Annotated in this window: 13 protein-coding genes; 10 read left to right on the forward strand and 3 right to left on the reverse strand. The window is 66.5% G+C overall.

What is annotated here, in order from left to right; all coding sequences use genetic code 11:
- Positions 1–12 precede the first annotated feature (12 nt).
- Together AC1PLA_RS04590 and AC1PLA_RS04595 are read right to left on the reverse strand one after the other, a co-directional pair.
- Positions 13–2,496 (reverse strand): ABC transporter permease, encoded by a 2,484-nt coding sequence (locus AC1PLA_RS04590; RefSeq protein ID WP_481105680.1) that lies wholly within the window; start codon positions 2,494–2,496, stop codon positions 13–15.
- Entirely contained in the window at positions 2,493–3,092 is a 600-nt protein-coding gene (locus AC1PLA_RS04595; protein ID WP_166764110.1) for an ATP-binding cassette domain-containing protein, read from the reverse strand. Before AC1PLA_RS04595 ends, AC1PLA_RS04590 begins: the two co-directional genes overlap by 4 nt.
- 109 nt (positions 3,093–3,201) lie before the next feature.
- Between AC1PLA_RS04595 and AC1PLA_RS04600 the strand changes: the two genes are divergently transcribed.
- From AC1PLA_RS04600 to AC1PLA_RS04610, 3 genes are all read left to right on the forward strand, one after another.
- On the forward strand, positions 3,202–3,870 hold the full coding sequence (locus tag AC1PLA_RS04600; RefSeq protein WP_481105681.1) for an arylesterase: 669 nt from the start codon (positions 3,202–3,204) through the stop codon (positions 3,868–3,870).
- A gap of 104 nt (positions 3,871–3,974) precedes the next feature.
- The gene (locus AC1PLA_RS04605) at positions 3,975–4,688 is read left to right on the forward strand and encodes a response regulator transcription factor (RefSeq protein WP_002811889.1); all 714 of its coding nucleotides are present in this window, start codon (positions 3,975–3,977) and stop codon (positions 4,686–4,688) included.
- 144 nt (positions 4,689–4,832) lie between these two features.
- Entirely contained in the window at positions 4,833–6,104 is a 1,272-nt protein-coding gene (locus AC1PLA_RS04610) for a sensor histidine kinase (RefSeq protein ID WP_481105682.1), read from the forward strand.
- Positions 6,105–6,398: 294 nt separating this feature from the next.
- Here AC1PLA_RS04610 and AC1PLA_RS04615 read toward each other — a convergent pair whose 3' ends face one another.
- Complete coding sequence (locus AC1PLA_RS04615; protein WP_481105683.1) at positions 6,399–7,100, reverse strand: SGNH/GDSL hydrolase family protein; 702 nt, start codon at positions 7,098–7,100, stop codon at positions 6,399–6,401.
- Between the two features lie 318 nt (positions 7,101–7,418).
- Between AC1PLA_RS04615 and AC1PLA_RS04620 the strand changes: the two genes are divergently transcribed.
- From AC1PLA_RS04620 to AC1PLA_RS04650, 7 genes are all read left to right on the forward strand, one after another.
- Entirely contained in the window at positions 7,419–7,799 is a 381-nt protein-coding gene (locus tag AC1PLA_RS04620; RefSeq protein WP_481105684.1) for a diacylglycerol kinase, read from the forward strand.
- A gap of 277 nt (positions 7,800–8,076) precedes the next feature.
- On the forward strand, positions 8,077–8,694 hold the full coding sequence (locus tag AC1PLA_RS04625) for a LemA family protein (protein WP_016900775.1): 618 nt from the start codon (positions 8,077–8,079) through the stop codon (positions 8,692–8,694).
- A gap of 384 nt (positions 8,695–9,078) precedes the next feature.
- Positions 9,079–9,975: a TPM domain-containing protein gene (locus AC1PLA_RS04630; RefSeq protein WP_481105685.1), complete on the forward strand. Its 897-nt coding sequence runs from the start codon at positions 9,079–9,081 to the stop codon at positions 9,973–9,975.
- Entirely contained in the window at positions 9,975–10,466 is a 492-nt protein-coding gene (locus tag AC1PLA_RS04635; protein ID WP_481105686.1) for a TPM domain-containing protein, read from the forward strand. Before AC1PLA_RS04630 ends, AC1PLA_RS04635 begins: the two co-directional genes overlap by 1 nt.
- 54 nt (positions 10,467–10,520) lie before the next feature.
- Positions 10,521–11,411, forward strand: coding sequence for a prolipoprotein diacylglyceryl transferase (lgt, locus tag AC1PLA_RS04640; protein ID WP_039523643.1), 891 nt, complete (start codon positions 10,521–10,523; stop codon positions 11,409–11,411).
- Positions 11,408–12,202, forward strand: a complete 795-nt coding sequence (locus tag AC1PLA_RS04645; protein ID WP_481105687.1) for a thymidylate synthase — start codon at positions 11,408–11,410, stop codon at positions 12,200–12,202. The genes lgt and AC1PLA_RS04645 overlap by 4 nt, the downstream gene beginning before the upstream one ends.
- 65 nt (positions 12,203–12,267) lie before the next feature.
- Positions 12,268–12,762 (forward strand): dihydrofolate reductase, encoded by a 495-nt coding sequence (locus AC1PLA_RS04650; protein ID WP_481105688.1) that lies wholly within the window; start codon positions 12,268–12,270, stop codon positions 12,760–12,762.
- The last annotated feature ends 336 nt before the right edge of the window (positions 12,763–13,098 follow it).

The raw sequence follows: 13,098 nt of genomic DNA on the forward strand, positions 1-13,098 counted from the left end.
ACCGACCCGGCCTTAGTCGGTCCGCAGTGCCAACGCTGGTGGCGTGGACAGGATGCGTCGCGTGCCCGACCAGCCGGCCAGCAGGCTCAGCGCAAGGCCAAACGCACCGCCGAGCAGCAGGCGCGGCCAGTCCGGCGTCAACGCGATGTCGAACGCTTTCTGCCCGACCACCGCACCGATCACCGCGGCGGCGGTCACCGCCAGCGTCGCCGCCAGCAGGCCGAGCGCGCCGAACTCCACCAGCACCGCGCCACGCAACTGGCCGCGACGCGCGCCCAGCGTGCGCAGCACCGCACTGTCATAGCGACGCTCGCCGGCGGTGGCCTGCAAGGCCGCCATCAGTACCAGCACGCCGGCCAGCAGGCTGAACCCCATCACCAGTTGCACCGCCTGCGCCACTTGGTCGATCACCTCGCGCACGCGGCCGAGGATCGCATCGATGTCCAGCACCGAAATGTTGGGGTAGTCGCGGCTCAGCGATGCCAGCTTGGGTGCATTGCCGGGCGGCAGGTGGAAGCTGGAAATCAGGTTGTACGGCGCATCGCCGACCGAGCCCTGGTTGAGCAGCAGGAAGAAATTGACCCGGAACGAGTCCCAGTCGGCCTTGCGGATGCTGGTGACGGTGAAGCTGCGCTGCTGCTCGCCCAGCAGCAGGGTGATGCGATCGCCCAGTTTGAGCTGATACCGCTGCGCCCAGCCTTCTTCCACCGAAGCCTCCGGCGCGGTGCTGTCGGCCGCCCAGAACTTGCCTTCCAGCAAGGTGTTTGCCGGCGGAAATGCATGCCGCCAGGAGAAATTGACCGGGCGGTTGTCGCCGTCGCCATCGTCGGCCGGATCGCGGTCGCCGCGCAATGGCGGCTTGTCGTTGATCGCCACCAGGCGCCCGGTCGAAAACGGCTCCACGGCCGCATCCTGCACACCCAGGCCGCGCAACGTCTGCAGCACCGGTTCGGTCTGCTCGGGCTGGATATTCATCAGGAAATAGTTGGGCGTATCCACCGGCAGCCGATCGCGCCACTGTTCGAGCAGGCCGGGGCCGACAACCGCCAGCAGCAGCAGCGCGCACAACGACAGCGACAGCCCGACCAGCTGCACCACGCTCAGCCCGCGGCGCCGCGTCAGCGAGGCCAGACCCAGCTTCCAGGCGCCGCGCAGGCGGTGCTGGATTGGCCGCAGCAAGGCCAGCAGGCCCAGTCCCAGCGCCATCGCCACTAGCGCCAATGCGGCCAGGCCACCCAGCACCCAGCCGGCCAGCACCAGGTTGCCGGTCGCGTACACGGTCAGCGCCAGCGTGGCCGCCAATGCCGCGGCGTAGACCAGCAAGGAACTTGGCGGCACCGCGGCAAAGCTGCGGTTGAGCACGCGCATCGGCGGCACGTTGCGCAGCCGCAGCAACGGCGGAAGGCCGAAGCCCAGCAACAGCACCAGGCCAATGCCGGCACCGGCCAGGGCAGGGGTGGCCTGCGGCAGCGGCAGCCGGTTCGGGATCAGGCTGCCCAGCGCCTGCACCAGGCCTTCCTGCGCGAGCATGCCCAGCCCGATACCGACCAGGCAGGCAGGGATCGCGGTCAACAGCAATTGCAGCGACAGCATCGCCAGGATGTCGCGCTGGCGTGCGCCCAGGCAGCGCAACACCGCCACCGTGTCGATACGCCGCATCGCAAAGCGGTTGGCTGCCAACGCGGTCGCCACGCCGGACAACAGCACCGCCAGCAACGCCGACAAGGCCAAGAAGCGCCCCGCGCGATCGAACGCCGCGCGCATGCCGCGCTGGGTGTCCTCGATGCCGACCAGGCGGTATTCGCTGGCGCGCGGTTTCAGCCACGCACGCAAGTCGGCGATGGCCTCCGGCGCACCGGCAAACATCAGCCGATACGAAGCGCGACTGCCCGGGCCGAGCAGGCCGGCACCATCAATATCCGCGCGATTGACCAGCAGCGGCGGCGACAGCTGCATCAGCTCGCCGGAGGCATCCGGTTCGGCACGCAGCACGCCGGTGATGGTGAGATGGCCGGCGCCGAATTCCAGCTGTTCGCCCACGCGCAGGCCCAGGGCCTCCAGCAGGCGGGGATCGGCATAGGCCTGGCCCGGCGGCGGTGCGCCCGCAGGCTTGCCCTGCATGCCGGCACTGTCCGAGGACACCAGCAATTGCCCACGCAGCGGGTAGCCCGCGCCGACCCCGCGGATATTGGCCATCTGGCTGGCGTCGCCATGGAACAGCACGCTGGGGAAGCTGACCATGCGCGTGCTCTGCAAGCCACGCCGCTGCGCTTCCGCGGCGAAGTCGGCCGGGATCTCCTGGCGGCCGGTCACGCCCAGATCGCCACCGAGCACTTCGGCCGCGCTAGAGGTCAACGCCAGGGTCACCCGATCGACCAGCGTGCCGACGGCCGTCATCACCGCCACGCCCAGCACCAGCGCGGCGAACACGGTCAGCAGGTCGCCGGCCAGGAATTCGCGGCGTACCGCGCGCGCGGCTTGGCGCAGCACGTTCATGCGGCCGAACCGGGCTGGGCGTGCAGGCGGCCGCTGTCGATGCGGTAGATGTGGTTGCAGCGCTGCGCCAGCGTCATGTCGTGGGTCACCAGCACCAGGGTGGTATCGCTGGTGGCATTGAGCGCAAACAGCAGGTCGCTGATCTGCGCGCCGGTGGCCTGGTCCAGGCTGCCGGTGGGTTCGTCGGCAAACAGGATGCGCGGTTTGGCCACGAAGGCGCGTGCCAGCGCCACACGTTGCTGCTCGCCGCCGGACAGCTGGCGCGGGTAGTGGCGCGCACGCGCGCTCAGGCCCACCGCCTCCAGCACCTCGCGCACCCGCGCCGGGTCTTCGCGGCCGGCCAGTTCCAGCGGCAGCGCGATGTTTTCTTCGGCGGTGAGTGCCGGCAGCAGGTGGAAGCTCTGGAACACGAAGCCGACCTCGCGCGCGCGCAAGGCGGCGCGCGCCTCTTCGTCCAACTGGCCCAACTCCTGGCCGGAGAGCGCGATGCTGCCGCGGCTGGGCAGGTCCAGTCCGGCCAGCAGGCCGAGCAGGGTGGTCTTGCCCGAGCCGGATGCGCCGACGATGGCGATACTGTCGCCTTCACTGACCGTCAAGCTGATGTTGTCGAGGATGTGGAGTGTTCCCTCCGGTCCGCTGACGGACTTGCCGACCTCGCGGACGTCGATGGCGGTGCGGGTGCTGGAGCGGGGGGCCAGACTGTCGATGAGGAATCTCCGAATGCGTGAAAGAACACTGCGATATGGCGCGCTGGTCCTGTGGCTGCTGACACTGTCCCTGCTTGCGCCGGGAATTGCCTCTGCCAAAAGTCCGGTGGCGACCGCACCGATCCTGGTGGTCGGCGACAGCCTGAGCGCTGCGCACAACATCCCGGTGCAGTCCGGCTGGGTCACCTTGCTGGACCAACGCCTCAAGCGTGACATGGCGACGCCACCGGCGGTCGTCAATGCCAGCATCAGCGGCGAAACCACCTCCGGTGCGCTGACGCGGCTGCCTGGCCTGCTGCAAAAGCACCGCCCCGGCGTGGTGGTGATCGAACTCGGCGGCAACGATGCGCTGCGCGGCCTGACCCCGGCCCAGCTCAAGGGCAACCTGGAAAGGATGATCCAGCTCAGCCAGCAGGCCGGCGCGAAGGTGCTGCTGCTGGGCATCGATGTGCCGCCAAACTACGGCCCCGCCTACCGTGAGCGCCTGAAGGCGAGCTACGCCGACCTGTCCAGGCAGTACAAGACCGCCTTGGTGCCGTTTTTCCTGGAAAAGGTCGCGCTGCAGCCAGGCCTGATGCAGGCGGACGGCCTGCATCCCACTGCCGCTGCCCAGCCCAAGGTGCTGGAAACGGTGTGGCCGGCGCTGCGTCCGTTGCTCGGGCGCTGACAACCGGCGGCCACCGCGCGCCGTCACAGAACGTTAGTTGGTCTTCACGCCCTTTCCACTGCCGATCCGGCATGTTTCACAAAGCTGAAGACCGAGGAAAGTCCATGCGTCAGACCAAGGAAACGTCCGGCCTCGTGCTGGTCGTCGAAGACAACCGCAATATCTCTGAAATGATCGGCGAGTACCTGGAAGGCCGTGGCTTCGAGGTCGACTATGCGCAGGACGGACTCGACGGCTACCGTCTGGCCGCCGAGAACAGCTACGACGTGGTCGTGCTGGATCTCATGCTGCCACGTCTGGACGGCATCGAAGTGTGTCGCCGCCTGCGTAACGACGCACGCAAGTCCACCCCGGTACTGATGCTGACCGCCCGCGACACGCTTGACGACAAGCTCACCGGCCTGGGTTTCGGTGCCGACGACTACCTGACCAAGCCGTTTGCGATCCAGGAACTGGAAGCGCGCCTGCGTGCCCTGATCCGCCGCGAGCGCCGCCAGGTCGGCTCGGAAGTGCTCAAGGTCGCCGACCTGGTGCTCGATCCGGTCAGCATGCGCGCCACCCGCGCCGGCACCGAGCTGCAGCTCTCGCCGATCGGCCTGCGCCTGCTCACCATCCTGATGCGCGAGTCGCCGCGGGTGGTCACCCGCCAGGAAATCGAGCGCGAGATCTGGGGCAACGGGTTGCCGGATTCGGACACTCTGCGCAGCCATCTGTACAACCTGCGCAAGATCATCGACAAGCCGTTCGACCGTCCGTTGCTGCACACCGTGCAGAGCGCCGGCTATCGCATCGCCGACATCGCCCAGCCGATGGCCTGATGTCACCGGCCGGCCGCCGTTCTGGCGGCCGGTCACCTCCTCTAGGCGCCCACTCGCCTGTCGCTTCCGCGTGCTGCCGTCTGGCTGCACGACGGGCTTACGGAAGCGTTGCCTATAATCCGGCGCTCTCCCCTGGATGCAGCAATGCCGCACGGGCTTCCACGAAAAATACGTCTCGCCTTCCTGCTGCAGGTCGCCCTGGCGAGCCTGGCGATCGTGCTGGGCGGCTATCTGCTGTCCTTCGTGATCAAGTACAGCCTGGTGCGCACCGTGCTTGCCGACGAGGCGGTGCATTTCTGGCACCTGCACAAGAGCGCGCCGAACAATCCGCCGCCGAATACACGCAACATCCAGGGCTATTTTTCGCCCGCCGGCCAAGGCCGGGACCCTGCGCCAGCGGCCTTGCAGCGGCTGTCGCCCGGCTTCAGCGAAGTAGCCGCCGCCGATGCCCTGGTGTATGTCGACCAACGCCCGGAGGGGCGCTTGTACCTGGTGTTCCCACGCTCGCGTGCGGCGCATCTGACGCTCTGGTTCGGGGTGGTGCCGGCGATGCTGGTGCTATTGGCGATCTATGGCGTGTTCTGGGTGACCTACCGGATTTCCAAGCGGCTGGTCTCGCCAATCAGCTGGCTGGCGCGGCGCGTGTCGCAGTGGGATCCGCGCAATCCGGATGTCGACGAACTGGAGCCGGAGCGGCTGCCTGCCGACCTGCAGGGTGAAACCCGGCAATTGGCCGCCGCGCTGCATGCGCTGGGGCAGAGGGTCAGCGACCATGTTGCACGCGAGCGCAATTTCACCCGCGATGCCAGCCATGAGTTGCGCACACCGTTGACGGTGATCCGAGTGGCCAGCGACATGGCGCTGGCCGACGACGAACTGTCGCAGCGCACCCAGCGCAGCCTGCGCCGGATCCAGCGCGCCGGCCGCGACATGGAAGCGGTGATCGACGCCTTCCTGATCCTGGCGCGCGAGGCCGAGATCGACCCGCAAAGCGAAACCTTCGATGCCGCCGAACTGGCCAGCGAGGAAGTCGACAGCGCCCGCGAACTGCTGGGCGACAAGCCGGTGTCCCTGACGATGGTCGGCGACCGCAGCCTGCAGATGTTCGCCCCGCCGCGGGTAATGCGCGTGGTGCTCAGCAACCTGCTGCGCAACGCCTGCGCCTATACCGACACCGGCAGCATCGAAGTGGAAGTCACCCAGGACCGCATCATCGTGCGCGATACCGGCATCGGCATGAGCGAGGAAGCGCGCGCGCGCGCATTCGAGCCGTTCTTCCGCGCCGATCCCACGCGCCCGCAGGGCACCGGCCTGGGCCTGTCGATCGTGCGCCGGCTGTGCGATCGCTTCGGCTGGCGGATCGAGCTGCATAGCGAGTCCGGGGTCGGCACCTCGGTTGCAGTGGTGGTGGCCTGAGTTAACGGTAGTCTTGGCTCGCGCGGTCTGTCTTCATCCGTTGCCGCGGGGGAGCGCCCGCAGCACTGATCGATAAGGTTTGGCTGGTTTGGAACCGTCTGCTAACGAGGCAGATGCGCTGCGTGCGCCTGGGGAGCCGTTTGCGATTGACGACGCAGCTATTTTCCACCGTGTAGCATGAGGCTGTCCGCCTCGCCGATCCACCGCAGACGACAGCTGCATCTGCGGGATCGCTTGCCGCAATCGATCAATCGACCGATCTGGCGAGTGCGTCGCCAGATCGACCTGCAGGCGTTACTTCTGCTCCAGTACCGGGGCCACCGCCTTGCGCCAGATGGCATACCCATCGGCGGTCATATGTAGCATGTCCTGGCGAAACAGCTCGGCGCGCGGTTTGCCGTCGGCGTCGAGCATCGGCGTGTAGACGTCCACGTAGTCCACGTGCGGCAGCGGCGCGAGTGCGTCCTTGATCAGGCGGTTGGCAGTGACGATCGACGGCAGCAGATGCGCGCGCGAGGGGCTGGGTTTGATCGACAGATAGCTGATGCGCGCGGTGGGCAGATCACGGCGGATGCGCTGCACGAATGCCAGCACGTCGTCGCGCACCTGCTGTGGCGTGCGGCCGCTGTTGAGATCGTTGTCGCCGGCATACAGCACTACCTGGCGCGGCGCATACGGAATCACGATGCGGTCGGCGTACCACGTGCTGTCGCGCACCTCCGAACCGCCGAAGCCGCGATTGATCACCGGCATGCCGGGGAAATCCTGGGCCAGCGTGTCCCAGAAACGGATCGACGAACTGCCGACGAAGACGATGCCGTGCTTGGGCGGCGGTTGTTGCCCATCGCTATCGGAAAAGCGCCGCATGTCGTCTTCCCAGGCGGCATTGGACGCCTGCGCCGGTATCTGTGGCGCGGCGTGCGGGGCGGCGGCGTGGACGTGGCCGGACAACAAGGCAAGCGCGCACAGCAGCGTGCGCAAGGGATGGTTGGTCATGCGAAAGAACCTATGACAGTAAAGCGGACCACCATGGTGCGACAGGCTGGAAGCCCAGGGCAAACCGGTAGGCTTGCAGCGCCTGTCATGGGTTGCTCGCAGAGCGTGCCGCCGGGCCTGCACCGACAATGTGGAAAAGATTGCGCCATGCGGCAGCATCTGACGGCCTTGCAGGCCCAACGCCAGCTGTTGCGGCGCCTGGTCACGCCCTGGCGGCGCGCTGCACGACGGTGCAAGATTCGCACTTTCCCCAGCAGTGACCACACCATGCGTTCGAGCCGTCCCCAGACACGCCCTTGCGGCCGGAAGCACTGACGCATGGCCGATCAACTGGGACACGTGCCGCGCGGTCCGCGCCGCATGCTCAAGGCGGCGGTCTGGTCATGGCAGGGTCTGCGCGCGGCATGGCTGCACGAATCCTCGTTTCGGCTGGAGGTGTGCCTGGCGGCAGTGCTGCTGCCGCTGGGGCTATGGCTCGGCCAGTCCGGCCTGGAACGCATTGCGCTGATCGCGCCGTTGCTGATCGTGCTGGCCGCCGAATTGCTGAACTCGGCGATCGAGGCGGTGATCGAACGCTACGGCCCCGAGCGCCACGTGCTGGCCGGCCGTGCCAAGGACATGGGCTCGGCGGCGGTGTTCCTGCTGCTGATCAATGTGCTGCTGTGCTGGGGACTGATCCTGCTGCCGCGCTTGTTCTGAAGAGCACTGCCTCTGAGCGACCTCTGAGCGACGTGCAGCTACCAGTTCGCTTCTGTAGGCGACTGGATTGGCGGATGCATGGAGACCTTCGTTGCGATGAGACGCACCGGATCGCGCCAGCTGACGTATCAACCTGTCACCGCAGCATGCAGCGACTGCTTCTGCCGATGGCCGGGCGTCATCGTGCCTGGCCGAATCGCCTGCCAGGCGCACGCGTGCATGCCGGCTTGACTCGCCGCGTGGCATGCTGCGGCTCTCTTTCAACGGAATCGCCTGCATGCCCGTCCTGATTCGCGCCCTGGTGTTGCTGATCCTGACCGTCTCGCTGTCCGGTTGCGGCTACAACGCGATCCAGCAGAAGGAAGAAGGAGTCAAGGCAGGTTGGTCGGAGGTGCTGAATCAATATCAGCGTCGCGCCGACCTGATTCCCAATCTGGTGCGCACCGTGCAGGGCTATGCCCAGCAGGAGCGCCAGGTGCTGACCGAGGTGACCAATGCGCGCTCGCGGGTCGGGCAGATCCAGGTCAATGCCGACGACGAAGCCTCGCTCAAGCAGTTCCAGCAGGCGCAGGGCGAACTCGGCAGCGCACTGTCGCGCCTGTTGGTGGTCAGCGAAAACTATCCGCAGCTGAAATCCGACCAGTCGTTCCGCGATCTGCAGGTGCAGCTGGAAGGCACCGAGAACCGCATCACCGTGGCGCGGGGTCGCTACATCCAGACGGTGCAGGAGTACAACACCTACATCCGTTCGTTCCCGCAGGTGATCACCGCCAAGATCTTCGGCTACCAGCCCAAGCCCAATTTCAGCGTGGAAAACGAAGCGCAGATTTCGCGCGCACCGCAGGTGGATTTCGGCAATCAGCAGGCGCCGCAGCAGCCGCAGCCAGCGCAGTAAATACATGAATTTGCGCAGTACCAAATACTGCGCAATGTGCCGCACGGCATGTCGAGGCAATCGTTAGGTTTGCGATGGCAACCCATCGATCGTCAGTTGGATCAATGCCAACTTTCAGTAGCGGCACATCAAGCCTCTCTCCGCTCGGGGCGATAAGGCACGGCTTGCGCGCCACTGGCGCGCGTGCCCTGGAGCGCCCGCGCTGCCAGCGAGGGCTGGGTGGCGGAGCGGGGGCGGGTACGGGGCGAAGTCCTCATGCTATTCAACTGTACGAGGCTTCGCTCGCCTCCTCATCCGCCCCTTCGGGGCAGCTTCTCCCGCAGGGAGAAGGATCAGCCAGGTAGTGCCGATGAAGTGTCAGTGCTAATCAGCCAGGAGTTGCGAATGCGGAAGAACTACATGCGGGTGTTCTGGATGTTGGCGCTGTTGCTGCTGCCGGCCTCGCTGCTGGCGCAGGATCTGGCAGCCATTCCGCCACTGCGCTCGCCCGTGGTCGATACCACCGGCACATTGGACGCTACCCAGATCCAGCAACTCGAGCAGCAGGCGCTGGTCTTGCAGCAGCGCAAGGGCGCGCAGTTGCAGGTCCTGATTGTGCCGACCACGCAGCCGGAGCCGATCGAGCAGTACACCCAGCGCGTGTTCGACCAGTGGAAGATCGGCCGCAAGGGCGTGGACGACGGTGTGTTGCTGCTGGTGGCCAAGGACGACCGCCGGGTGCGGATCCAGCCCGGTTACGGCCTGGAAGGCGCGATCCCCGACATCACGGCCAACCGCATCATCCAGGAGTATTTGGCACCTCGCTTCCGTGAGGGCGACTACGCAGGCGGCATCAGTGCGGCGACTGCGACGCTGGCCGGCCTGATCGAGGGCGAGGCCTTGCCGGCGCCGGTCAGCGGGCACGCCGATGGCGGCGCCGGCAATGGCTCGGGTGGCGGCGGCTGGATCATGGCCTTGTTCATCGGTTTTGTGGTCGCGATGGTGGCGCGCGGCATTCTCGGCGCCCTGCCGCGGCCGCTGCGTGCACTGCTGACCGGCGTCGCCGCCGGCGGTGCCGCCCTGCTGTTTACCTCGCTGTTGTTTGCCAGCGCCGGTGCTGCGGTGATCGGGCTACTGGCCGGCCTGGCGTCCGGTTCGCCGGGGCGCTTTGTCGGCGGCGGTGGCTGGGGCGGTGGTGGATTCGGTGGCTTTGGAGGCGGTGGCCGCGGCGGTTTCGGTGGCGGCGGCTGGGGTGGTGGTGGCGGATCATCGGGAGGCGGTGGCGCCTCGGGGAGCTGGTAATGCGGTGGCTCAGGCATGTCTTCGCGCCCTCGGCGCAGCGCAGTTTCCCAGCCGGCTGCATGGACGCGATCGCCGCGGCGGTTGCCGCCAGCGAGCGCACCCATACTGGCCAGGTCATGGTGGCGGTGGAAGCCGACTTGCCGCTGGACGCGCTATGGCGCGGGCACACCGCGCGCCAGCGTGCCGAGCAGGCCTTCGCGCAATTGCGCACCTGGGACACCGAAGCCAACAACGGGGTGCTGCTGTATCTGCTGCTGGCCGACCACGCCATCGAAGTGGTTGCCGACCGTGGGCTGCGCAGCCGGGTGCCGGAGGCGCAGTGGGCCGAGGTGTGCCGGCGCATGCAGAAGTTCCTGCGCGATGGCGAGCACGAGGCGGCGGTGCTGGCCGGGATCGAGGCGGTGACCGAGCTGTTGACCGAGCATTTTCCTGCCGCTGCCGGCTCCCAGCATGAAGATGAGCTGCCCGATCGTCCCCAGCTCTTAGGCTGAACGCGTGCGAGATGTCAGAATAGACGCCTCGCTTTTTCGTGATCCGCGGTCCGCATGATCTATCTGCACGCCATCGACCCCATCGCCTTCTCGCTTGGACCGGTGCAGGTGCACTGGTACGGGTTGATGTACCTGGCCGCGTTCTTCTCTGCCTGGGCGCTGGGGCGCTCGCGCATCTTGCGCGGCCGCCTGCCGGGTGTGGACATGGACGGATTTTCCGACCTGTTGTTCTACGGCATGCTCGGCGTGGTGCTGGGCGGGCGCATTGGCTACATGCTGTTCTATGCGTTCGACAGCCTGCTGGCCAACCCGTTGATCCTGTTCAAAGTGTGGCAGGGCGGCATGAGCTTCCACGGCGGCCTGCTGGGCGTGCTGATCGCCTGCGGGCTGTGGGCGCGCAAGCACCGTCTGCACTTCTTCGACGTGATGGATTTTGTGGCGCCGCTGGTGCCGCTGGGTCTGGGCTTCGGGAGGCTCGGCAATTTCGTCGGCGGCGAGTTGTGGGGCAAGTTCACCGATGCCGGCTGGGGCGTGATCTTCCCGCTTGCGCCGGAACTGGCCGGCAAGTTGCCGGCAGAACTCCAGGCGCAGTACGCCGCCGGTGCATTGAACCAGTTTGCGCGGCATCCTTCGCAGCTCTACGAGGCGGCGCTGGAAGGCGTGGTGATGTTCGTGGTGCTGTGGACCTTCTCGATGAAGCCGCGCGCACGCTATGCGGTGTCGGGGATGTTCGCGCTGCTGTACGGCGTGTTCCGTTTCATCGTGGAATTCGTGCGCGTGCCGGATGCACCGATCGGCTACCTGGCCTTCAACTGGCTGACGATGGGGCAGATCCTGAGCCTGCCGTTGATCATCGGCGGCCTGGTATTGCTGGCGATGTCGCGCCGCGCGCCGGTGCTGCAGCCGGTGCTGGTGCAGACCGCGGGCGCGGAGGCGGCCAAGTGAAGCCCTATCTGGACCTGCTGCAGCATGTGCTGGAACACGGCGCCGAGAAGTCCGATCGCACCGGCACCGGCACGCGCAGCGTGTTCGGCTGGCAGATGCGCTTCGACCTCAACGACGGCTTTCCGCTGGTCACCACCAAGAAGCTGCACCTGCGCTCGATCATCCATGAGCTGCTGTGGTTCCTACAGGGCGACACCAACATCGGCTATCTCAAGGACCACCAGGTCCGCATCTGGGACGAATGGGCCGACGACAACGGCGATCTCGGCCCGGTGTACGGCAAGCAGTGGCGGCGCTGGACCGGCCCGGACGGTGTCGAGATCGACCAGATGCAATGGCTGGTGGACGAGATCAAGCGCAACCCGGATTCGCGCCGGCTGGTGATCAGCGCCTGGAATGTCGGCGAGCTGCCGCAGATGGCCTTGATGCCGTGCCACAGCCTGTTCCAGTTCTATGTGGTGAACGGCAAGCTCAGCTGCCAGCTGTATCAGCGCAGCGGCGACATCTTTCTCGGCGTGCCGTTCAATATCGCCAGCTATGCACTGCTGACGCATATGGTGGCGCAGGCCACCGGCCTGGGCGTGGGCGATTTCGTGCACACGCTTGGCGATGCGCACCTGTATTCGAATCACTTCGCGCAGGCGCGCGAGCAACTGACCCGCACACCGCGCGCGCTGCCGCGCCTGCGCCTGAACTCGGCGGTGACCGACCTGTTCGCGTTCCGCTTCGAGGACATCGCCATTGAGGGGTACGACCCGCATCCGGCGATCAAGGCGCCGGTGGCGGTGTGAGCATCGCTTGGCTGGCGAGTGATGCCACACATTGATTTGATGTTCGAAGGGATATCGTCCGCTGCATGAAACTTATCCTGATCGTCGCCTTCGACCGTAACAATGCCATCGGCCGCGACAACGAATTGCCGTGGAAGTTGCCCGACGATCTCAAGCGCTTCAAGGCGCTGACCTTGGGCAAGCCGATCCTGATGGGGCGCAAGACCGCGCAGTCGCTGGGGCGTGCCTTGCCGGGGCGAGTGAACCTGGTGCTGACGCGTTCGGGGCAGGTGCCGTTCGCGGACATGCAGGCGGTGGCGTCGCTCGATGAGGCGATTGCGCAGGCCGAGGCGGTCGGTGCACAGGAGCTGTGCGTGATCGGTGGCGGCGAGGTCTATCGCCTGAGCATGGAGCGTGCGGACCTGCTGGCCGTCACCGAAGTGGACACCACCGTGGAACGGGCCGACACCTACTTTCTGCCGATCGACCCGGCCGTGTGGGAGCCGGTGCAACGCGAGTCGCATGCGGCCGATGCGCGGCATGCCTTCGCATTCGACTATGTGGACTACCAGCGGCGCTGAGGCTTGCGCTTCGAATGAAGAGCGAGTGGTTCAGTGGTTGCGGCACGCCGTGTTGTCCATGCGCTGTTCGGTACTGCGCAGATCACGTTCAAGCAACTTCCGCGCGATCATCCGATGCGCTTGTTCACCACCAGCTCGCCTGACGCGACCCGCCGCGCGTGCACGATGGTGCGTGTCTAGCGCACGCAGCTCTCTGTTCCAGGGCGGTGAATGCGACCCGCGTGTCCGCGCGCCGGAGGTCGAACCTGCAAACGTGCCAGTCGCGTAGCGGATGCATGCTCTGGCTAATTTGCAATCGGCGAGGTACTACCCCCGGCGTGCTGCAGCCAGTGCGCC

The organism is Xanthomonas sp. NCPPB 1826, assembly GCF_056725285.1.